The organism is Streptomyces sp. NPDC045899, assembly GCF_056431485.1.
Genome location: NZ_JBWKKP010000002.1, coordinates 381,237 through 401,385 on the forward strand (window position 1 = coordinate 381,237; position 20,149 = coordinate 401,385).

A 20,149-nucleotide genomic window follows, 5' to 3' on the forward strand; every position below is an offset into this window, starting at 1 on the left:
GCCCACCACCCGTACCGGAGGCGCGCGTCAAGAACCCGTAAAATGTTAGGTAAGGCAATGAAGTTCCGGTCGGCCGGGCGTCGCTCACACGATCCCCGCCGCTCCCGCGAGAAAGGTTCGGCCCCTGACTGTCCACCACCTCAATGAACTGCTGCTGGTCTGCTCGCTCGTCCTGCTCATCGCGGTGGCGGCCGTCAGGATCTCCTCCCGCAGCGGTCTGCCCTCCCTGCTGATCTACCTCGGGATCGGCGTCGCCATCGGCCAGGACGGCATCGGGATCAAATTCGACGACGCCGAGCTGACACAGGTGCTCGGCTACGCCGCCCTGGTCGTGATCCTCGCCGAGGGCGGTCTCGGCACCAAGTGGCGGGAGATCAAACCCGCCCTGCCGATGGCGGCGGCCCTGTCCACCGTCGGTGTCGCGGTGAGCGTGGGGGTCACCGCGGCGGCGGGGCACTACGTGGTGGGTCTGGACTGGCGGCAGGCGCTGATCATCGGCGCGGTGGTGTCGTCCACGGACGCGGCGGCGGTCTTCTCGGTCCTGCGCAGGGTGCCGCTGCCCAAGAAGCTCACGGGCGCCCTGGAGGCCGAATCCGGATTCAACGACGCCCCGGTGGTGATCCTGGTCGTCGCCTTCTCCGCGCACGGCCCCATCGACCCCTGGTACGTGATGCTGGGCGAGATCACCCTGGAGCTCGCGATCGGCGCGGTGATCGGACTCGCCATCGGCTGGCTCGGCGCGTACGGCCTGCGGCATGTGGCACTGCCCGCCTCCGGCCTCTACCCGATCGCGGTGGTCGCCATCGCGGTCGCCGCCTACGCGGGCGGCGCGCTGGCCCACGGCTCCGGCTTCCTGGCGGTCTACCTCGCCTCGCTCGTCCTGGGGAACGCGCGACTGCCCCACTGGCCCGCGACGCGCGGCTTCGCCGAGGGGCTGGGCTGGCTCGCCCAGATCGGCATGTTCGTCCTGCTCGGCCTGCTGGTGACACCGCACGAGCTGGCCGATGACATCTGGCCCGCGGTGGCCGTGGGTCTGGTGCTGACGGTGGTCGCCCGGCCGGTCTCGGTCCTGGTCAGCACGGCGCCGTTCCGGGTGCCGTGGCGGGAGAAGGCACTGCTGTCCTGGGCCGGGCTGCGCGGCGCGGTGCCCATCGTGCTGGCGACCATCCCCATGGTCAACGAGGTCCCGGACAGCCGCAGGATCTTCAACATCGTCTTCGTGCTGGTGATCGTCTACACCCTGATCCAGGGGCCGACGCTGCCCTGGCTGGCCACCCGGCTGCGGCTGGGCGGCCCGGAGGAGGCGGCGGACCTGGGGATCGAGTCGGCGCCGCTGGAGCGGCTGCGCGGCCATCTGCTGTCGTTCTCCATCCCCCAGGACTCCAAGATGCACGGGGTCGAGATCGGCGAGCTGCGGCTGCCGCCCGGCGCCGCGGTCACCCTGATCGTCCGGGACAAGGCCAGCTTCGTACCGCTGCCCTCGACGGTGCTGCGGCGCGGCGACGAGCTCCTGGTGGTGGCCACGGACCCGGTGCGCGACGCGGCGGAGAAGCGGCTGCGGGCGGTGGGCCGCGGCGGCAAGCTGGCGGGCTGGCTGGGCACGGGGGGCGGCTGAACACGGGGTCCGGCGGCGGGCACCGGGGGATGCGGCGGCACGTGGGATCGATCACCGTACGGCCCGATCCAGTGGACTGACGCGCCGGAATACTGCACTATGGAGCGTCGTTAGCACTCATTGAGTGAGAGTGCCAGGAGGAAGTACGTGCCGACCTACCAGTACCAGTGCACCGCGTGCGGCGAGGGCCTCGAGGCGGTGCAGAAGTTCACCGACGACGCGCTCACCGAGTGCCCCAGCTGCCAGGGACGCCTGAAGAAGGTGTTCTCCGCGGTCGGCATCGTCTTCAAGGGCTCCGGCTTCTACCGGAACGACAGCCGCTCCTCCTCCGGCAGTTCGAGCAGCGGCTCCTCGAAGCCCGCGGCGCAGAGCGACAGCGGAAGCTCGTCCTCCACGTCGTCCTCGTCCTCGGACTCCTCGTCTTCGTCGTCCGGCAGCTCCGGGTCGGGCTCCGCGGCCTCGTCGGCGTCCTCCTCGTCGTCGTCCGGCTCGTCGAGCTCCTCGTCGAGCAGCACCACCTCGGCCGCCTGATCTTCCTCGCGACACCCCGCCGTCCCCCATGGGGGACGGCGGGGTGTCGTGCGTCTTCCCGGGGACCTGGGGGTGTCGTACCGGCCGACGGCGCTGGCTAGGGTGATCACATGGTCGAGACCAGCAACAGTCAAGCGGACATAGGGGTCATCGGGGGGTCCGGGTTCTACTCGTTCCTGGACGACGTGACCGAGATCACTGTCGAGACCCCCTATGGGGCGCCGAGCGACGCGCTCTTCATCGGCGACGTGGCGGGACGGCGGGTCGCCTTCCTCCCCCGCCACGGCCGCAAGCACCATCTGCCGCCGCACCGGATCAACTACCGCGCCAATCTGTGGGCCCTGCGCTCCCTCGGCGTACGGCAGGTGTTCGGGCCGTGCGCGGTGGGCGGACTGCGGCCGGAGTACGGACCGGGGACGCTGCTGGTGCCGGACCAGCTCGTGGACCGCACCAAGGGGCGGGTGCAGACCTACTTCGACGGGGTGCCGCTGCCGGACGGCCGGATCCCGAACGTGGTGCACACGACCTTCGCGGACCCGTACTGCCCGGTGGGGCGGAAGGCGGCCGTCGAGGCAGCGCGCGCCCGCGCGTGGGAGCCGGTGGACGGCGGGACGATGTGCGTGGTCGAGGGGCCGCGCTTCTCCACCCGGGCGGAATCGCGCTGGCATGCGGCGATGGGCTGGTCGGTGGTGGGGATGACCGGCCATCCGGAAGCCGTGCTCGCCCGTGAACTGGGGCTCTGCTACACGTCGTTGTCGCTGGTGACCGACTTGGACGCGGGTGTGGAGACGGGCGACGGGGTCACCCACACCGAGGTGATGAAGGTGTTCGGCGAGAACGTCGGACGGCTGCGCGAAGTGCTCTTCGAAGCGGTGGGAAGGCTGCCGGAGAACTCCGGGCGGGACTGTCTGTGCACCCACGCCCATGACGGCTGGGACCTGGGGTTCGAGCTGCCGTAGCGCGGGGCGCTCGGGCGGTGGGGACCGGCCGTCGTTCGCACGGGTGACCGGGTTGTGCACAGCCCGCCGGCCCGTCCACAGGGCCCAGCGGAGCCGGGCGGGGACGGGCATCGTGAGGGGACCGGAAGCTCCGGACGCTCCGGGCCTTCACCTACGCCACGACAGGCGGTGCCGTGCCATGTCCCATCCGTCCCCCGCACTCGCGTTACCCCGCTCCGCTCCCCCGTTGAGCGCCGTTCCCCGCTTCACTCCGGTCCGGATCGGGCGGGACGGCGGCCACCGGCTGCGGCGGGCGGTGCGGCGGCGCAGACGCCCGATGGCGGCCGGTCTGGCGCTGACCGCCGCGGCGCTCGCGGCGGCGGCACCGCCCGGTCAGGGACATGGGGGCGGGGCGCCCGCGCCGGTGCCCGCCTCGGAAGAGAGCGGGCGGCGTGGTGGCCCACGGCCCGCCATGGTGGCGGCTCCGGTCCGGATCGCCGACGCCGCGGCGGTGGAGCTGCTGCACCCGGGGGACCGGGTGGACGTGCTGGCCATGCCGCTGCCCACCACCGCTTCGGCAGGGCGGGGGCGCGGCGCCGCGGCACGGGTGGTGGCGCCGGGGGTCCGGGTCGCCCGGGTGCCCGGAGCCGCTGAGGACCGGGCTCGCGGAGGTGAGCCGACGGACGAGGGCGAGGGCGGGCTCTACGACGCCGGCGCCCCGGCACCCGGCGGCGAGGACGGGGCCCTGGTGGTCCTCACCGTGCCGCGCGCGACCGCCGTGGCACTGACCGGTGCGGCGGCCACCTCACGGCTGGCGGTGACCCTGTGCCCCTCCTGATGATCGCTCCTGGACTCTCGTCCCTGGTCCGTACGGGTGTAGGTTGCGGAACCGTCCGCTCCAGCACCGATGCGGCGAAAGAGAGGCTGTGGCTTGAGCGAGGAGAAGGTCCCCGAGGAGAAGAAGCAGAGCGTCATGGACGGCTTCAAAGCCTTCCTGATGCGGGGCAACGTGATCGACCTGGCTGTCGCGGTCGTGATCGGAGCCGCCTTCACCGCCGTGGTGAACTCGATCGTGAAGGGCTTGATCAATCCCATAGTCGGGGCCTTCGGCACGAAGGACCTCGAGAAGTACCGCTCGTGTCTGAAGGCGCCCTGCGAGACGAACGCGGCCGGCGAGGTCGTCCACGGCATCCCCATCCTGTGGGGCACCGTGCTCTCCTCCGTGCTCACCTTCCTGATCACCGCGGCGGTGGTGTACTTCCTGATGGTGCTGCCGATGTCGCGCTACCTGGCGCGGAAGGCGGCCCGGGAGGCGCAGGCCCGGGAGGAGCAGGCCGCGGTGGAGGCCGCCGAGATCACCTTGCTCCGCGAGATCCGCGACGAGCTGGTGGCACAGCGCGGCGGCAGCGGCTCCAGCGCCTAGGCCCTGACCTGCCTAGCTGCGTATCACAGGTGGTGGGGCGGTTTCTCGTCGAGGAACCGCGCCAGATCCGCGGCGCTGTCGGCGCCGTCGCCGCCAGGAGTCCGCTCGCCCCACCCGCGGTCCGTGTCGTCCGGCGACGGCTGCGCCAGCGGATCGCCGAAGATCAGCGCGGCGGCCGGATCGCGCGGTCCGGAGGCAGGGGCGGTGCTCATGGTTCAAGAGTACGGCCGGGGCAGCGGTTCGGTGTACCGGCCCAGCTCCTCGTGCCACCACCGGTCCCGGCCGACCTTCCAGGACACCGGGCGGGACAGCCGGTGCACCACCAGCACCGAGCGCACCTCCGGGCAGCCGGGCAGCGCGCGGTCCACGATCTGCTTGAGCGGCTTGGGCTCGCCACAGCGCTGCTCACCGTCCGCGGTGATGACCACCCGAGCGCCCACCTCCCTGATCCGGTCGCGCAGTTCGTGCGGGCGCAGCCCCACCGGGAGGCTGACCCGGACCACATCGAGGCGGCCGCAGGCGAGCGTGGCGATCACCGACTCGGGCACCAGCGGCAGATGGACCGCCACCCGGTCACCGGCGCGGACCCCGAGCCGGGTGAGGGCGGCCGCGGCACGGGCCGCCTGGTCGAGCAGATCCGCGTGGGTGAGCTCCTCGGTGCAGTCGGGCTCACTGATCCAGCGGAGGGCCACCCGGGCGGCCTGCCGGGGGTCGGCAGCCGGTGTGGGGAGCACCTCCGTCCGAGAGGTAAGAGGCACGTCGGTCTTCTTTCGAGCGGTTACGGACGGGATAACGCCCAGACTGCTGGCGAGTCATCAACATCTGATGAACGTCCTGTATATGACGGGGCGTACACCCCCGTGCCGCCCTGCGGCGCCGCCCCCGGGCACAGCCCTCACGGCCGTCCGTGCGCCTCGCTCCCCGAGCCTGCCACGGACCCTGCCGTGGTGTCCCGTGCTACGCATACCTTCCATGAATACCGACGGGACAATCCCCGGATCCCCGCGTACCGGCCCGGCCGACGCGCTGACGGACGTCCACGGGCTGCGGGTCGGCCATGCCCAGCGCACCGGCGGCGGCTGGCTGACCGGCACCACGGTGGTGCTGACTCCCGAGGGGGGCGCGGTCGCCGCGGTCGATGTGCGCGGCGGCGGCCCCGGCACCCGGGAGACCGACGCCCTGGACCCGCGCAACCTCGTCCAGCGCGTCGACGCGGTGGTGTTGACCGGTGGCAGTGCCTTCGGTCTGGACAGTGCCTCGGGAGTGGCCGCGTGGCTGGAGGAACAGGGCCGCGGTTTCCGGGTCGGCCCCGATCCGTCACAGGTCGTTCCGGTGGTTCCGGCCGCCGCCCTCTTCGACCTCGGCCGGGGCGGGGACTGGAAGGCCCGGCCGGGGGCGGCGCTGGGCCGGGAGGCTGCCGAGGCCGCGGCGGGCTCGGAGCCGGGGGCTCCGGTCGTCCAGGGCTGCGTCGGGGCCGGGACGGGCGCGGTGGCCGGTGGCTTCAAGGCCGGTATCGGCTCGGCTTCCACGGTGTTGCCGTCCGGGACCACGGTGGCCGCGCTGGCGGCGGTCAACGCGGTGGGCTCGGTGGTCGATCCGCGCACGGGCGTGCTGTACGGGGCGATCCACGAGCCGGCGGGTGAGGGCGGGCACCAGCGGCCGGACGAGGCCCAGCACAGCGAGGCGCTGCGCAGGCTGGAGGCGGCGCGGACGGAGTCGGAGCGGCGTCAAGCGGCCTCGGTCCGGCCCCCGTTGAACACCACACTGGCCGTGGTCGCCACCGACACCGTGCTCACCCGTGCCCAGGCGCAGAAACTCGCGGGCACCGCGCACGACGGTCTGGCACGGGCCGTCCGGCCGGTCCATCTGCTGTCCGACGGCGACACCGTGTTCGCCCTGGCCACCGGTGACCGTCCGCTGTTGCCGGAGGGCAGCGAGGAGGGGGCGGATCCGGCGTTCGGGGTGCACCGGGAGAGCGGCGCGCTGAACGAGGTCCTGGCGGCCGGGGCGGACGTCCTGACACGGGCGGTGATCAAGGCGGTGCTGGCCGCGGAGGGGGTGGACGGACCGGGTGGGGTCTTCCCCGCGTACCGGGAGCTCTACGGAGCGGACGGAGCCGGGGGATGAGCGGGCGATGACGGGACGGGTGACCGGAGCATGAGGACATGAGGGCATGAGGGCATGAGGGGGAGGCGACGGGCATGGATACCGATCTGCTGATCGTCGGTGGCGGTCCGGCGGGCTGCGCGGCGGCGGTGATGGCGGCGAGTGTGGGGATGCGCTCGGTGGTGGTGGAGTCCGGTGAGGCCCTGTGCGGTGGGCTGTGGCGCGTTCCCGTGGTGCGCAATGTCCTCGGATTCACCACCGGCCCGGGGCTCGCGGCGGCGATCGAGGCCGATGTGTCGGGCTGTGAGCCGTGCCGGGTCGAGCTCGGACGGCGTGTCACACAGGTCGAAGCCTTCGACGACCATGTCGGGGTCACGCTCGGCCCCGCGGACGGGGCGGTGGCCGCGGCCCCGTCGGCACCCGCGTCGGCGTCGGCTTCCGCGTCGGCGTCTGCTCCGGTGCCCGCGAAGTCCCGTGCGGGCACGACCCGGTTGACGGCGTCCTACGTGGTCGTGGCCACGGGGGTCGGCCCCATGGGCCCGTCGGAGGCCGACTGGCTGAGCGGTGCCGCCGCCCACGGCCTCCCTCCGCTGTGGGTGGCGGATCCGGCGGACCTGGCCGGGCGCACCGTGCTGGTGCTGGGCGCGGACCGGCCGCTGGGCACCGTCGCACGGGCCCATCCGCAGCTCGATGTGCGCTTCCTGGTCGCCCACCCGCCCGAGGACACGTACAAGACCGAGGAGATCGGGCAGGACCCGCGGGTGGAGCTGGTGCCGGTGCGGAGGCTGGAGCTGGGGTCCGGTAGCGGACCGCTCACCGCCGAGGCCCACACCGTGGCGGGCGAGCGGCGCGTCCTCGGGGCGGACCGCGGCTATCTCAACCTGGGCAGCGCACCGGCCGTTCCGGGAGGGGACGTCGTCCGCGACGGGACCGGGTACTGCCCGCCCGCGCGGCAGCATCCCCGGGTGTTCACCGCCGGTGATCTGAGGTCGGCCCGCTTCCAGCGGATCGCCACCGCCATGGGATCGGGCGGCGAGGCCGCGCTCGGCGCCTACTACGCCTCGCGCGGCCTGCCGACGGATCCCGGCGGGGTGGCGCCGGACCGGTCAGGGGGCGGCTGATGCGGTCAGACCGCGACCGCCACCTTCGGCTCGTCCCCGGTGGCGCCCGTCGCGGCCGGGTCGGCGGACGGGGCGGTGTCCGCCTCCGGCCGCGCGGTCTTCCGCAGCCCCTTGAGGAAGACCACCAGCCCGGCCGAGACCGCCGTACCCGCCACGATGGCCAGCAGGTACAGGAACGGCTGGCCGATCAGCGGAACCACGAAGATGCCGCCGTGCGGGGCGCGCAGGGTGCAGTCGAAGGTCATCGACAGCGCACCGGTGACCGCACCGCCCGCCATGGCCGAGGGGATGACGCGCAGCGGGTCCGCCGCGGCGAACGGGATCGCCCCCTCGCTGATGAACGAGGCGCCCAGCACCCAGGCGGCCTTGCCGTTCTCCCGCTCCGCCTTGGTGAACAGCCGCCCGCGCACGGTGGTGGCCAGTGCCATCGCCAGCGGCGGAACCATGCCGGCCGCCATCACCGCTGCCATGATCTTGAGGCTGCCGGTGGAGGGCTCGGAGGCCGCGATACCACCGGTGGCGAAGGCGTAGGCGACCTTGTTGACCGGGCCACCCAGGTCGAAGCACATCATCAGGCCCAGGACCACGCCGAGGATGACCGCGTTGGCGCCGGAGAGGCCGTTCAGCCAGTCGGTCATGGACTTCTGCGCCGAGGCGATGGGCTTGCCGATGACCACGAACATCAGGAATCCGACGACCGCCGACGAGATCAGCGGGATCACGACCACGGGCATGATGCCGCGCAGTGCGCTGGGCACCGAGAACCGCTGGATGCCCATCACCACCGCACCCGCGATCAGTCCGGCGACGAGGCCGCCGAGGAATCCCGCCTTGATCGTGGTGGCGATGAAACCGCCGACGAAGCCGGGGACCAGACCGGGCCGGTCGGCCATGCCGTAGGCGATGTAGCCCGCCAGGACCGGCACCAGGAAGGTGAACGCCGCGCCGCCGGTCTGGAAGAGCAGCGCCGCCCAACTGGCGGACTCGGTCCAGACGAAGTGGTCGGCCACCGACTTGGCGTCGGTGATCTCGTAGCCGCCGATCGCGAAGGCGAGGGCGATCAGCAGACCTCCCGCGGCGACGAAGGGGACCATGTAACTCACGCCCGTCATCAGCCACTTGCGCAGCCGGGTGCCGAACCCGTCGACCGCGGCGGCGCCCGCGTCCATCGGGGCCGAGCCCTCCTCCGAGCCGTCGGCCGGTGCGCCCGCCTCACCGCGCGCGGCCTTCTCACGCGCCTCGGCGACCAGTTCCGCCGGGCGGTTGATGCCCGCCTTCACTCCGACGTCCACCGTCGGCTTTCCGGCGAACCGGCCCTTCTCCCGCACCTCCACGTCATGCGCGAAGATCACCGCGTCGGCGGCGGCGATGGTGGCCGCAGGCAGCTTGTCGAACCCGGCGGAGCCCTGGGTCTCGACCACCAGCTCGACGCCCGCCTCGGCGGCGGCCCTCTCCAGCGACTCGGCGGCCATGTAGGTGTGGGCGATTCCGGTGGGGCACGAGGTCACGGCGACGATCCGGAAGGGGCCCTCGGCCCCGTCAGCCGCCCCCGTGGCCCCGTCATCCGCCGCCGTGGCCCCGTCATCCGCCGCTTCCTCGTCGCCCCGGACCAGCGCGGCCACCCGCTCCGGCTCGTCCGCCGAGCGCAGCGCATCGGTGAAGGCGGAGTCCATCAGCGAGCGGGCGAGGCCGGAGAGGATGGTCAGATGGTCGCTGTCCGCCCCGGCGGGCGCCGCGATCAGGAAGATCAGGTCGGCCGGTCCGTCCGCCGCGCCGAAGTCGATCCGGGCGGCGCTGCGCCCGAAGGCGAGCGTCGGCTCGGTGACATGGGCGCTGCGGCAGTGGGGTATGCCGATGCCGCCGTCCAGTCCGGTCGGCATCTGCTCCTCGCGGGCCGCCACATCGGCGAGAAAGCCGTCGAGGTCGGTGACCCGGCCGGCCGCGGCCATCCGTTCGGCGAGCGACCGGGCGGCGGCTTCCTTGGTGTCGGCGGACAGGTCGAGGTCGACCAGATCCGCGGTGATCAGCTCACTCATCTCGCGGCTCCCTCGGGTGCGGTTCCGCCCGGTGTCGGGGAGGGGCGGAACGGGATGGGGACGGGGGGTGGGAGTGGGGCGGGCCGGTCACACGGGCTCCGTGAGCGCGCGGTCCAGCGGGACGTCCTCGGTGATCAGCACGGAGGACGGATCGAGGTCGGCCGGGGTCGGCATGGCACTGCCCGGAAGCTGTACGGCGGCCGCACCGTGGGCCACGGCCGCGGCGAGCGCGGCGGGCCCGGCGCCGCCCGCCGCGAGGAACCCGGCCAGCGAGGCGTCCCCCGCGCCGACGTTGCTGCGGACGGTCGCGACCCGGGCCGCGCCGAAGTAGGTACCGGTCTCGTCGACCAGCAGCTGCCCGTCCGCGCCGAGGCTGGCCAGGACGGCACGGGCGCCCTGGCCGCGCAGTTCCTCGGCCGCCTTGACCGCCTCGCCGACGGTGGCCAGCGGGCGGCCCACGGCCCGGGCCAGCTCCTCGGCGTTGGGCTTCACCACGTCCGGGCGTTCGCGCAGCGCCGCGGTCAGCGCGGGGCCGGAGGTGTCCAGGGCGATCCGGGCCCCCGCCCGGTGGGCGCGGGCGACGAGTGCGGCGTACCACTCGGGGGCGAGCCCGCGCGGAAGGCTGCCGCAGCAGGCGATCCAGTCGGCGTCGGCGCTCTTCGTCCGCACGGCCTCCAGCACCGCCTCCGCCTCGGCGCCGCTCAGTTCGGGACCGCCCGCGTTGACCTTGGTGAGGGTGCCGTCCGGTTCCGCGACGGCGACGTTGACCCGGGTCGAGCCCGCCACGGGCACCCCCGCCGCCTCGATGCCCAGCTCCCCGAGCAGCCGCGCCAGCAGCGCGCCCTCCGGTCCGCCCAGCGGCAGCACGGCGACCGTGCGCCGCCCGGCGGCGGCCACCGCGCGTGAGACGTTGACGCCCTTGCCGCCGGGGTCCACCCGGTCCGTGGTGGCGCGCAGCACCGCGCCGCGCTCCAGCACCGGGACCTCATAGGTGCGGTCCAGGCTGGGGTTGGGGGTGACGGTGAGGATCATGCGCGGGCCACTTCCGTGCCCTGGCGCTCGATGGCGAGGGCGTCCTGCGGGCTCAGCCCGCTGTCGGTGATCAACAGGTCGACATGGCCGAGGTCGCCGAAGCGGGCGAAGTGTTCCTGGCCGAACTTGGCGGAGTCCGCGAGCAGGACGACCCGCCGGGCGGCGGCGATCATGGCGCGCTTGACGGCGGCCTCGGCGAGATCGGGGGTGGTCAGCCCCCCGTCGAGGGAGAAGCCGTTCGTGGCCAGGAAGAGCACATCGGCCTTGATCTCGCCGTAGCCGCGCAGCGCCCAGGCGTCCACGGCGGCGCGGGTGCGGTGCCGGACCCGCCCGCCGACGAGGTGCAGGGCGATCCCGGGGTGGTCGGCGAGGCGTGCCGCGATCGGCAGGGCGTGGGTGACCACGGTGAGCCCGGCCTCCAGCGGAAAGGCGGCGGCGAACCGGGCCGCCGTCGAGCCCGCGTCGATGATCACGCTGCCGTCGGAGGGCAGTTCGGCGAGGGCGGCCCGCGCGATGCGGTCCTTCTCGTCGGCGGCGGTGCCCTCGCGTTCGGCGAGATCGGGTTCGAAGTCGAGGCGTCCGGCGGGGATGGCACCCCCGTGCACCCGGCGGACGAGGCCGGCCCGGTCCAGCGACCGCAGATCGCGCCGTACGGTCTCGGCGGTGACCTGGAACTCCTCGGCGAGGGACAGGACGTCCACCCGCCCGCTCTCGCGGGCGAGCCGGAGGATCTCCTGCTGCCGCTCCGGTGCGTACATGTGGGTTTGCGCCCCTTCGATGCCCGAACCTGTGATTTCGCGGCCAGATTACGACGGCACTTGCTGAAAGTAAACAGAGTCGGGCATGAAACAGACCTGCCCGGACACGATCGGGTCAGCCGTCTCACACCTCAGCACCGCGCCCGAATGCCGCCGGACTTCCCCGGCGCGGGCGACCAGGATCGAGCCATGTCCCCCGGGATCACCTCAGACCGGGGATCTCACCACAATCACCGACAGATCATTCATGGAGCTGATATGACACTCGACGGCAAGGCGGCCCTGGTCACCGGTGGCAGCCGCGGTATCGGCAGGGCCGTGGCGCTCCGGCTCGCCCAGGACGGCGCCGATGTCGCGCTGACCTATCACTCCCAGGAAGCGCGCGCGGCGGATGTCGTCGACCAGATCAAGGCGCTGGGCCGCCGGGCCTGGGCGGTACGGGCCGACAGCGCCGACGCACGAGCGGTACGCGACGCCGTGAACGGGGCCGCCGACACGTTCGGCCGCCTGGACATCCTGGTCAACAACGCGGGCGTCGGAGCCCTGGGGCCGGTCGGCGAGCTCTCCCTGGAGGACGTCGACCGCGTACTCGCCGTCAATGTCCGGGCGCCCTTCCTCATGGCGCAGGCCGCGCTGGAGCGGCTGTCGGACGGCGGACGGATCATCAACATCGGAAGCTGCATGGCCGAGCGCTCGGCCTTCCCCGGCGGCAGCCTCTACGCCACCAGCAAGACCGCGCTGACCGGCCTCACCAAGGCACTGGCCCGTGAGCTCGGCGTCCGCGGCATCACGGTCAACCTGGTGCACCCCGGCCCGATCGACACCGATATGAACCCGGCCGACGGCGAGAGCGCCGCCCTGCAGAGCGGTCTGACGGCCCTGGACCGCTACGGACAGCCGTCGGAGATAGCCGCGACCGTGGCCCATCTCGCGGGCGGCGACGGCCGCTACATCACCGGGGCGTCGATCGCCGTGGACGGCGGCTTCGCCGCCTGATCACCACCGGCCCGCGCACACGCACCACGCACCACGCACCACGCACCACGACAGAGTGAGCCCCGGCGCCAGCGGGGGAAGGCGCCGGGGCTCGGTCTTCGGGGGTGACGGAATCGAGCGGCAGATCACGCCGCGGCGTCGAAACCGGTCTGGCGGGCCATCTTCTTCAGCTCGAGCAGCGCGTGCTTCTCGATCTGACGGATCCGCTCACGCGTCAGCCCATGCTGCTTGCCGACCTCCGTGAGCGTGCGCTCCCGGCCGTCGTCGATGCCGTAACGCGCCTTGATGATCGAGGCGGTGCGGTCGTCGAGGCGGCCGATGAGGTCCTCCAGCTCCTCGCTCCGCAGCAGCGTCATCACCGACTGCTCGGGCGAGACCGCCGAGGTGTCCTCCAGCAGATCGCCGAACTGGGTCTCGCCCTCGTCGTCCACCGACATGTTCAGACTGACGGGGTCGCGGGCCCAGTCGAGCACGTCCGAGACGCGCTCCATCGTGGAACCGAGCTCCTTGGCGATCTCCGCGTGCTCCGGCTCACGGCCGTGCTCACGGTTGAACTCCCGCTGCACCCTGCGGATCCGGCCGAGTTCCTCGACCAGGTGGACGGGCAGCCGGATCGTACGGGACTGATCGGCGATCGAGCGGGTGATGGCCTGACGGATCCACCAGGTGGCATAGGTCGAGAACTTGAAGCCCTTGGTGTAGTCGAACTTCTCCACCGCGCGCACCAAGCCCGCGTTACCCTCCTGGATCAGGTCGAGGAGGGGCAGACCACTGCGCGGATAGCGGCGCGCCACGGCCACCACCAGGCGCAGGTTGGAACGGATGAAGACGTCCTTGGCGCGCGCACCCTCGTCGGCTATCGCCTCCAGTTCCTCACGGCTCGCACCGGCGGCTTCGGCGTCCTTCACCTCCCCGTCCAGAATCTGCTGGGCATAGACGCCCGCCTCGATGGACTGGGACAGCTCGACCTCCTTCGCCGCGTCCAGCAGAGGGGTGCGAGCGATCTCGTCGAGATACATGCCGACCAGGTCGCGATCGGCGATTTCCCCGCCTGAGGCGCGAACACTGTTGGCCCCATCAGCGCCACCACTGGCGGACTGATGACGGGCGACGGCACGGGTTGCCATGCGTGCTCCCTTACAGATGGATCGGGCGCGGACTACGGACGGACCTGCCCCTGCCGGGTGCCCCGTCCGATGGAAACAACGACTGGAATCCGGACAGAATTCCCAACCCGCGTCTACCTTTTTACGATCATGCAGTACCCTGTCCCGCCGCAGGAGCGTCAGCGCGGCGTCGGAACACTGGGAAGCGCAGGTCAGAGCCTCGAACAACGCCGTCCGTGGCTTCCCTCCCACCCATCAGGACGAATTCCACGGGTCCACGGTTGCCCGACGGGACCCCCGGCCACGAGGCGACGTCCGGCCCCGATGGGAAGCGCGTCCGTGAGGGGCGCCGAGGCCACGGGAGCGCCGTGCCAGGGCCCGAGTTGCCGGTGCCGGACCACGGGTGTGCGCTGGAAGAGACCGGTCCGGCGGGCGACGAGGAGGTCCTGCCATGAACGCCCCTGCCGCCATCACCTCGCGCGAGCAGCGCCACCACCGGCTGCACCCGCCCCTGCACCCCTCCGCCTCCTGGATGGTCCCGGTCGTCCTGGGGATCCTGATCGGCGGCTGGGCGATCTTCATCGATCACAACCAGGGCTCCTCCATCCCCGCGGCCTTCATCCTCGGCATCGTGGCGGCGATCGTCTTCGGGGCCGTCTGCTACGGCATCGGCACGATCCAGTCGAAACTGCTGCCCGAGCTCCGGGCGGCGCTCTACGGCGGGGTCTTCGGCTGCGCGATCGGCTTCCTCTACAACATCAGCGGCGCGTCGAACTACCGGTCCTCGGGGCTGGGGCTCGGCGTGGGGCTGGCCATGGCGGTCGCGGCCTTCTACGTCTTCCACGCCCACGACGACTGAGCACCGCCCGCGGCCCGGCGGCACGGAGCCGGGCATCCGCCCCGCGCGGGCTCCGCGATGTAGGTCCAACGGTCCCCGCGCCGTACGCCCCCGGCCCGTTCCGGCGACCGCGCCCGCGTTCCTAGCGTGGTCCCATGACCGATGACACCTCTGGAACGCTCGACGAGGCCCTGGAGCGGCTGCACACCGCGGGCCCCGAGCGGCACGGCTGGCTCAGCAACCACGGGCCGATGGCGGTCGAGGCCCTGGTCCGCCACGGCCAGGCCCGCGCCGTCCACCGCTGGCTCGACCACTACCGCGCCAAGCTCGAGGACATGCCGGACGGGCACACCCCGATCACCGAGCGGAACTGGCGGGAAGCGCTCGGCGAACCCCGCCATATCGCCGACTGGACCGCCTACTTCGGTCATGAGCTGGCCGACCGCCCGTGGCGGGACGTTCTCGCGCAGTGGTGGCCACGGCTGCTGCCCGGGATCGCCGGAGGTGCCACCCATCCGGTGATCCGCGTCGGGCACGCCGTACGGGCCCTGCTCGACGAGCCCGGCGCAGCGACCGCGCCCCGGACCGCCGAGCTGGCCCATGCCCTCGGCTACTGGTCGGCCCGCCACGCACCGCTCCCGTCGCTCGGCCGGCTGCCGGGGCCGGCGTCCGGCACGGCGGCCGACGCACTCGCGGGCGTACCTCTCATCGCGGACCAGAGCGGTGGCATACGGGAGCGGCTGCCGCGGCTCACCGCGTTCCCCGTCTGGCCGGTGGGACCCGTGGCGCGGAACACCGCGCCGAACGCCCCCACCCACGACGCCGGCGCCGCGCCCGACGCCGCACGCGACCGGCTGACGGAGCTCGTCCGGGCCGCGACCCTCCGCTATCTCACCCATGGGCACGGCGAACCCGTGATGCTGGTCCACGCCGCGACCGCGCCCAACGCCGTTCTGCGGACCCTGCCCGCGCTCCCCCGTGAGCTCTGGGCACCGAGCCTGGACGCCGCCTGGGCGGCGAGCGCCGCCGTCACGGCGGTGTACGGTCCCTCGGACCCGCGCCCCCGTCCCCACCTCGCTCCGGAAGCCACCACGGCATCCCCCGAGGAGGTCTTCGCGCGGGCCGCCGCGCACGGCGACGAGCACGCCATCAAGCTGACGGACACCGCGCTCGACGTCGCCCGCGACGCCGCCGCCACCGGTCAGGACCCAGGGCCCGCACTCGCCGCCGCCCTGCGCTCCTGTGCGCTCATCGACGCACCGCTGACGACGCCGTAGCCCGGCGTCGGCCCGGCCCCGGTCCTCGGCCTCAGCCGAACTGCACGGACCGTTTGGCCAGCCCCATCCAGAAGCCATCGATCACGCTGCGCTGACTGGCCAGTTCGGACTCGGCGGCCCCCAGGGTGACGAACAGCGGCGCGAAGTGCTCGGTACGCGGGTGGGCGAGCTGCCCCGCCGGGGAGGTGTGCTCGAAGTCCAGCAGCGCGTCGATGTCCTGCGCCTCCAGGGCGCGCTGCCCCCAGTCGTCGAACTCGGCCGACCAACCGGGCGGCCGCGGACCGGTCTCCCGCAGCGCGGCCAGGTTGTGGGTGAAGAAGCCGCTGCCGACGATCAGCACGCCCTCGTCCCGCAGCGGTGCCAGCTTCCGCCCGATCTCCATCAGCTTCCGCGGATCGAGCGTCGGCATCGACACCTGGAGGACCGGGATATCAGCCTCCGGGTACATCTCGACCAGCGGGACGTACGCACCGTGGTCGAGCCCGCGGTCGGGGATGTCCTGGACCGGGGTGCCCGCCGTGCGCAGCGTCCCACGGATGCGTTCGGCCAGTTCGGGGGCGCCGGGGGCGCCGTACCGCACCCGGTAGTAGTGCTCCGGGAAGCCCCAGAAGTCGTAGACCAGCGGGACCTGTTGGGTGGCCCCGATGGCCAGCGGCGCTTCCTCCCAGTGGGCGGAGATCATCAGAATGGCCCGGGGCCGGGGCAGCTCCGCCGACCAGGCGGCCAGCTGTCCCGGCCAGACCGGATCGTCGGCGAGGGGCGGCGCACCATGACTCAGATAGAGGGCGGGCATACGCCCGTCGAACGCGGACATGCTGACTCCTCGATCCAGACTCTTGAAGTCTCAAGTAATACATCGGACCCTAGCACTCTGTTGTTTAAAGTTCAAGGAATGCTCCGTACAATGAACGCGTGGACGCCATGAAGACCCCCGCAGACGGCGAAGCGAACCGCTGGCTGACCGAAGACGAACAGCACACCTGGCTGGCGTACATCCAGGCGAGCATGCTCCTGGAGGACCATCTCGACCGCCAGTTGCAGCGGGACGCGGGCATGCCGCATGTCTACTACGCCCTGTTGGTGAAGCTCTCCTGGGCACCGCGCCACAGAATGCGGATGACCGAGCTCGCCGAGGCCGCCAAGATCACCCGCTCCCGGCTGTCGCACGCCATCGCGCGGATGGAGAAGGACGGCTGGGTGCGCCGCGAGGACTGCGCCTCCGACAAGCGCGGCCAGAACGCGGTCCTCACCGACAAGGGGTTCGAGGTACTGAAGCAGACCGCGCCCGGCCATGTCGCCGCCGTGCGGAGCGCGATCTTCGACCGGCTCACCCCGGAACAGGTCGAGCAGTTCGGGGTCATCTGCGGGATCATCCGCGAGGGGCTCCAGCCGGAGGGCGCCGATCTGCCCTGGCTGCGCTGATCGGACCGCGCGCGCCGGCCCACGACGCCCGCCCACGACGTCCGGACGCCCCGCCGACGCCCGGACGCGCCCCACCACGCGCGGAGGCGGCCCCGCCACACGGACACCCCACCACGCGCGAAGGCCCCGCTCCACGAGGGAGCGGGGCCTTCCCCGTGGTACGGCACCCCGTTCGGGCGGTGCCGTACCGAGGTCATCCCATCAGTGCACCATCACCGGCACGACGTCCTCGACCGCGCCCTCACCGTCGGCGGAGCTCGCGACCGGACCCCCGCCGTCCTGCCGACCCGCGTTGACGAAGGTGATGGCGATCAGCGCCGCGACCGTCAGGATGCCGACCGCCCACCAGATGGCGGTGGTGTAGCCGTGCACCATGGCCTCCAGCTCGAGCGCCTTGCGCGAGGGGGCGCTGAGCAGGTGGGACTTGGCGTAGTCGGTGGTGGCGCTGGCCGCGATGGTGTTCAGCAGCGCGGTACCGATGGCGCCGCCGACCTGCTGCGAGGTGTTGACCATCGCCGAGGCGACACCCGCGTCACGCGGCTGGACACCGTGCGTCGACAGGCTCATCGCGGGCATGAAGGCCGTACCCATGCCGAGGCCGAGCAGGATGAACCCGGGCAGGATCTGCCAGGTGTACGAGGTGTCCAGATCGATCTGGGTCAGGATCAGCATGCCGAGGGCGGCGACCACGAAACCGGGGCCCATCAGCAGCCGGGCCGGGACCCGGGTCATCAGACGGGTACCGATCTGGGTGGAGCCCACGATCATGCCGACGACCATCGGCAGGAAGGCGAAACCGGTCTTGACCGGGCTGTACCCCTTCACGACCTGCATGTAGTAGGTGAGGAAGAGGAACAGACCGAACATGCCGATGATGGCGAGGCCCAGCGAGATGTAGACACCGCCCCGGTTCCGGTCGGTGACCACCCGCAGCGGCAGCAGCGGGGCCTTCACCTGGGACTCGACGACCACGAACGTGGTCAGCAGCACGGCCGAGGCGATGAACAGCCCGATGGTCCAGCCCGCGGTCCAGCCGTCGGACTCGGCGCGGGTGAAGCCGTAGACCAGCGCGACCAGACCGGCGGTGGCCAGGATGACGCCGGGGATGTCCAGCCGGGACGTGTTGCGGCTCTCCACCGGCTCGCGGACGACCGCGACCGCACCGGCCGCGGCCACGGCCGCGAACGGGATGTTCACGAAGAACGTCCAGCGCCAGTCCATGTACTCGGTGAGGACACCGCCGAGGATCAGACCCACGGCACCGCCACCACCGGCGATGGCGCCGAAGATGCCGAACGCCTTGGCGCGCTCCTTGGCGTCGGTGAACATCACCGCGAGCAGCGAGAGAGCGGCGGGCGCGAGCAGCGCGCCGAACACGCCCTGGAGCGCGCGGGCGCCCAGCAGCATCGCGCTGTTGACCGCGGCGCCACCCACCGCCGAGGCGGCCGCGAAGCCCAGCAGGCCGACGATGAAGGTCTGCTTACGACCCCACAGGTCGGCGATCCGGCCGCCGAACAGCAGCAATCCGCCGAAGGCGAGGGCGTACGCGGTGATGACCCACTGCCGGTTGCCGTCCGAGATGTTCAGATCGGCCTGGGCGGAGGGCAGCGCGATGTTCACGATGGTCGCGTCGAGGACGACCATCAGCTGGGCGATGGCGATGAATATCAGCGCTTTCCAGCGCCGGGGATCGACGAATGGTGCCGTTTCAGGCATGAGTGGGCCTACCTAGCGGTGCGGAGAGTGAAAAACGGGACGGAAGGAACCGGTGGTGCACCGGTGTGAAGTCGTTGGGTCAGGCGTCAGGCGCAGAGCAGGACAGCGGGAGGCATGGGCGGCATGGGCACCGGAGTGCCGGGAGCCCGGCACGTCCACAGAGAAGACCGGTGGACACGCGGGAAATAAGCGGTGCTCGGTGGCCGGCCGAGTGAGATTCAGATCACTGCCGGTGTTGCAGATCCTCCAAGGTGGCTGCGGAGCCGGGTAGTTCGGAGCGCGCCGGGGTCGCCAGACCGTCCAGGAACAGCTGGAGATGCCGGTGCACGAAGGTGTCGAAATCCACACAGCCGCTGCCGGGCAGCGGGCGAGTGAGCTGGGTGAGGGCGACCATCAGATCACCGACGCCGATGTCGGTGCGCAGCAGGCCGGAGGCTCGCGCCGCCCCCATCAGGGCGTCGATACCGGCGGCCAGACGGTCGCGGGCGGCGATGAGATCAGGGTGGTCCTTTTCGATGGTGTCGGAGAGCAGGGGGCACAGGGCGCCGATCCGCTCGTCCGCTGCCGCGTGCACGAAGCGCCGCAGCGCGAGGAACGCGTCCGGCTCCTCGGCCAGGGCCGATTCGGCCTGGTCGGCGATACGGGACATCACCGAGAGGGTCACGTGGTGGATCAGCTCGCGGCGGTCCGCGAAGTGCCGATAGATGGTGGCATTGCCGACACCGGCCCGTCGAGCGATTTCATCGAGCGGGATCTCGGCCCCGTACTCGACGAGCGCCTCCCGGGCGGTGGCGATGATCCGCTCCCGGTTGCGCAGGGCGTCCGCACGCAGCCGGTGCTGCCCGGACCGGGCCGACTTCGCCGACCGGGAGGTGGCCTTGGCTGTCTTCGAGGTGGCCGTGGGGGCCATGGCAGCACTCCTTTCCGCGTACCACGTCCGGCTTCCGGAAGGTTCGGATCCGACGTTTCGACGTTCAACTTTTCCGGGGAGTCAGTCCCCGTTTGTGCGATCACTGGGTTAAACGGGGAATCCCTCCCCGGAATTTCACCGTCCGTGGGTGAGCTGCCTCACACTCGACCGGCCGTCCGACTCCCCCGGACGGACCAGCGTTTTCCCCCGCCCGGCCGTGGGGGGGGGGGGGGGGGGGGGGGGGGGGGAGAAGGGGGGGGGGGGGGGGGGAGGGGGGGGGGGGGGGGGGGTGGCCGTAAAGAGGTGTGAGCGCAAGGGAGGCGG

20 protein-coding genes are annotated in these 20,149 nt (G+C 72.1%); 11 read left to right on the top strand and 9 right to left on the bottom strand.

From position 1 onward, the window contains the following. Nucleotides 1-91: 91 nt before the first annotated feature. The 5 genes from AC07FT_RS04285 (at nucleotide 92) to mscL (ending at nucleotide 4,507) form a co-directional block, all read left to right on the top strand. Nucleotides 92-1,615, top strand: a complete 1,524-nt coding sequence (locus tag AC07FT_RS04285; RefSeq protein WP_479173973.1) for a potassium/proton antiporter — start codon at nucleotides 92-94, stop codon at nucleotides 1,613-1,615. Between the two features lie 147 nt (nucleotides 1,616-1,762). Further along, nucleotides 1,763-2,146, top strand: coding sequence for an FmdB family zinc ribbon protein (locus AC07FT_RS04290; protein ID WP_479173823.1), 384 nt, complete (start codon nucleotides 1,763-1,765; stop codon nucleotides 2,144-2,146). A 110-nt stretch (nucleotides 2,147-2,256) separates the two neighbouring features. Then, a complete protein-coding gene (locus tag AC07FT_RS04295) occupies nucleotides 2,257-3,105 on the top strand; it encodes an S-methyl-5'-thioadenosine phosphorylase (protein ID WP_479173825.1) in 849 nt (282 codons plus the stop codon). A 226-nt stretch (nucleotides 3,106-3,331) separates the two neighbouring features. Then, nucleotides 3,332-3,922, top strand: coding sequence for an RcpC/CpaB family pilus assembly protein (locus AC07FT_RS04300; protein WP_479173826.1), 591 nt, complete (start codon nucleotides 3,332-3,334; stop codon nucleotides 3,920-3,922). Between the two features lie 135 nt (nucleotides 3,923-4,057). After that, entirely contained in the window at nucleotides 4,058-4,507 is a 450-nt protein-coding gene (gene mscL, locus AC07FT_RS04305; RefSeq protein ID WP_479173975.1) for a large conductance mechanosensitive channel protein MscL, read from the top strand. A gap of 23 nt (nucleotides 4,508-4,530) precedes the next feature. Here mscL and AC07FT_RS04310 read toward each other — a convergent pair whose 3' ends face one another. Then, nucleotides 4,531-4,719 (bottom strand): hypothetical protein, encoded by a 189-nt coding sequence (locus AC07FT_RS04310; protein ID WP_254743527.1) that lies wholly within the window; start codon nucleotides 4,717-4,719, stop codon nucleotides 4,531-4,533. Nucleotides 4,720-4,722: 3 nt separating this feature from the next. Then, nucleotides 4,723-5,265 (bottom strand): AMP-binding protein, encoded by a 543-nt coding sequence (locus AC07FT_RS04315; RefSeq protein WP_479173828.1) that lies wholly within the window; start codon nucleotides 5,263-5,265, stop codon nucleotides 4,723-4,725. 214 nt (nucleotides 5,266-5,479) lie between these two features. Between AC07FT_RS04315 and AC07FT_RS04320 the strand changes: the two genes are divergently transcribed. Together AC07FT_RS04320 and AC07FT_RS04325 are read left to right on the top strand one after the other, a co-directional pair. Beyond that, nucleotides 5,480-6,634: a P1 family peptidase gene (locus AC07FT_RS04320; protein WP_479173829.1), complete on the top strand. Its 1,155-nt coding sequence runs from the start codon at nucleotides 5,480-5,482 to the stop codon at nucleotides 6,632-6,634. A 74-nt stretch (nucleotides 6,635-6,708) separates the two neighbouring features. Next, nucleotides 6,709-7,734, top strand: coding sequence for an FAD-binding protein (locus tag AC07FT_RS04325; RefSeq protein WP_479173831.1), 1,026 nt, complete (start codon nucleotides 6,709-6,711; stop codon nucleotides 7,732-7,734). A gap of 5 nt (nucleotides 7,735-7,739) precedes the next feature. Here AC07FT_RS04325 and AC07FT_RS04330 read toward each other — a convergent pair whose 3' ends face one another. The 3 genes from AC07FT_RS04330 to AC07FT_RS04340 all read right to left on the bottom strand — a co-directional run bounded on the left by AC07FT_RS04330 (nucleotide 7,740) and on the right by AC07FT_RS04340 (nucleotide 11,560). Next, nucleotides 7,740-9,770 (bottom strand): PTS fructose transporter subunit IIABC, encoded by a 2,031-nt coding sequence (locus AC07FT_RS04330; RefSeq protein WP_479173833.1) that lies wholly within the window; start codon nucleotides 9,768-9,770, stop codon nucleotides 7,740-7,742. Nucleotides 9,771-9,857: 87 nt separating this feature from the next. Next, nucleotides 9,858-10,802, bottom strand: a complete 945-nt coding sequence (gene pfkB, locus AC07FT_RS04335; RefSeq protein WP_479173835.1) for a 1-phosphofructokinase — start codon at nucleotides 10,800-10,802, stop codon at nucleotides 9,858-9,860. Next, on the bottom strand, nucleotides 10,799-11,560 hold the full coding sequence (locus tag AC07FT_RS04340; RefSeq protein ID WP_471194540.1) for a DeoR/GlpR family DNA-binding transcription regulator: 762 nt from the start codon (nucleotides 11,558-11,560) through the stop codon (nucleotides 10,799-10,801). Before AC07FT_RS04340 ends, pfkB begins: the two co-directional genes overlap by 4 nt. 258 nt (nucleotides 11,561-11,818) lie before the next feature. Between AC07FT_RS04340 and AC07FT_RS04345 the strand changes: the two genes are divergently transcribed. Continuing rightward, nucleotides 11,819-12,556, top strand: coding sequence for a 3-oxoacyl-ACP reductase family protein (locus tag AC07FT_RS04345; RefSeq protein WP_479173837.1), 738 nt, complete (start codon nucleotides 11,819-11,821; stop codon nucleotides 12,554-12,556). Nucleotides 12,557-12,681: 125 nt separating this feature from the next. Here the strand turns inward: AC07FT_RS04345 and AC07FT_RS04350 are convergent, their stop codons facing one another. Next, on the bottom strand, nucleotides 12,682-13,683 hold the full coding sequence (locus AC07FT_RS04350; RefSeq protein WP_471194545.1) for a sigma-70 family RNA polymerase sigma factor: 1,002 nt from the start codon (nucleotides 13,681-13,683) through the stop codon (nucleotides 12,682-12,684). Between the two features lie 430 nt (nucleotides 13,684-14,113). Between AC07FT_RS04350 and AC07FT_RS04355 the strand changes: the two genes are divergently transcribed. After that, entirely contained in the window at nucleotides 14,114-14,521 is a 408-nt protein-coding gene (locus tag AC07FT_RS04355) for a hypothetical protein (RefSeq protein WP_254743535.1), read from the top strand. Between the two features lie 134 nt (nucleotides 14,522-14,655). After that, nucleotides 14,656-15,777 (top strand): questin oxidase family protein, encoded by a 1,122-nt coding sequence (locus AC07FT_RS04360; protein WP_479173839.1) that lies wholly within the window; start codon nucleotides 14,656-14,658, stop codon nucleotides 15,775-15,777. 31 nt (nucleotides 15,778-15,808) lie between these two features. Here the strand turns inward: AC07FT_RS04360 and AC07FT_RS04365 are convergent, their stop codons facing one another. Then, nucleotides 15,809-16,591, bottom strand: coding sequence for a dioxygenase family protein (locus AC07FT_RS04365; RefSeq protein WP_479173840.1), 783 nt, complete (start codon nucleotides 16,589-16,591; stop codon nucleotides 15,809-15,811). 107 nt (nucleotides 16,592-16,698) lie between these two features. Between AC07FT_RS04365 and AC07FT_RS04370 the strand changes: the two genes are divergently transcribed. Further along, nucleotides 16,699-17,199: a MarR family winged helix-turn-helix transcriptional regulator gene (locus tag AC07FT_RS04370; protein ID WP_479173977.1), complete on the top strand. Its 501-nt coding sequence runs from the start codon at nucleotides 16,699-16,701 to the stop codon at nucleotides 17,197-17,199. A 201-nt stretch (nucleotides 17,200-17,400) separates the two neighbouring features. On the opposite strand, the gene AC07FT_RS04375 is transcribed toward AC07FT_RS04370, so the two are convergent. After that, nucleotides 17,401-18,915 carry an MFS transporter gene (locus tag AC07FT_RS04375; RefSeq protein ID WP_471194553.1) on the bottom strand — a complete coding sequence of 505 codons (1,515 nt, stop codon included), beginning with the start codon at nucleotides 18,913-18,915 and terminating at the stop codon, nucleotides 17,401-17,403. Nucleotides 18,916-19,138: 223 nt separating this feature from the next. Then, complete coding sequence (locus tag AC07FT_RS04380) at nucleotides 19,139-19,825, bottom strand: TetR/AcrR family transcriptional regulator (protein ID WP_479173841.1); 687 nt, start codon at nucleotides 19,823-19,825, stop codon at nucleotides 19,139-19,141. Nucleotides 19,826-20,149 lie beyond the last annotated feature (324 nt).

Excerpts from the sequence above, each read along its gene's own strand:
- AC07FT_RS04295 (WP_479173825.1), top strand. The coding sequence starts at position 2,257 with ATGGTCGAGACCAGCAACAGTCAAGCGGACATAGGGGTCATCGGGGGG.
- mscL (WP_479173975.1), top strand. The coding sequence starts at position 4,058 with ATGGACGGCTTCAAAGCCTTCCTGATGCGGGGCAACGTGATCGACCTG.
- AC07FT_RS04310 (WP_254743527.1), bottom strand. The coding sequence starts at position 4,719 with ATGAGCACCGCCCCTGCCTCCGGACCGCGCGATCCGGCCGCCGCGCTG.
- AC07FT_RS04320 (WP_479173829.1), top strand. The coding sequence starts at position 5,480 with ATGAATACCGACGGGACAATCCCCGGATCCCCGCGTACCGGCCCGGCC.
- AC07FT_RS04325 (WP_479173831.1), top strand. The coding sequence starts at position 6,709 with ATGGATACCGATCTGCTGATCGTCGGTGGCGGTCCGGCGGGCTGCGCG.
- AC07FT_RS04330 (WP_479173833.1), bottom strand. The coding sequence starts at position 9,770 with ATGAGTGAGCTGATCACCGCGGATCTGGTCGACCTCGACCTGTCCGCC.
- pfkB (WP_479173835.1), bottom strand. The coding sequence starts at position 10,802 with ATGATCCTCACCGTCACCCCCAACCCCAGCCTGGACCGCACCTATGAG.
- AC07FT_RS04340 (WP_471194540.1), bottom strand. The coding sequence starts at position 11,560 with ATGTACGCACCGGAGCGGCAGCAGGAGATCCTCCGGCTCGCCCGCGAG.
- AC07FT_RS04345 (WP_479173837.1), top strand. The coding sequence starts at position 11,819 with ATGACACTCGACGGCAAGGCGGCCCTGGTCACCGGTGGCAGCCGCGGT.
- AC07FT_RS04350 (WP_471194545.1), bottom strand. The coding sequence starts at position 13,683 with ATGGCAACCCGTGCCGTCGCCCGTCATCAGTCCGCCAGTGGTGGCGCT.
- AC07FT_RS04355 (WP_254743535.1), top strand. The coding sequence starts at position 14,114 with ATGAACGCCCCTGCCGCCATCACCTCGCGCGAGCAGCGCCACCACCGG.
- AC07FT_RS04360 (WP_479173839.1), top strand. The coding sequence starts at position 14,656 with ATGACCGATGACACCTCTGGAACGCTCGACGAGGCCCTGGAGCGGCTG.
- AC07FT_RS04365 (WP_479173840.1), bottom strand. The coding sequence starts at position 16,591 with ATGTCCGCGTTCGACGGGCGTATGCCCGCCCTCTATCTGAGTCATGGT.
- AC07FT_RS04370 (WP_479173977.1), top strand. The coding sequence starts at position 16,699 with ATGAAGACCCCCGCAGACGGCGAAGCGAACCGCTGGCTGACCGAAGAC.
- AC07FT_RS04375 (WP_471194553.1), bottom strand. The coding sequence starts at position 18,915 with ATGCCTGAAACGGCACCATTCGTCGATCCCCGGCGCTGGAAAGCGCTG.
- AC07FT_RS04380 (WP_479173841.1), bottom strand. The coding sequence starts at position 19,825 with ATGGCCCCCACGGCCACCTCGAAGACAGCCAAGGCCACCTCCCGGTCG.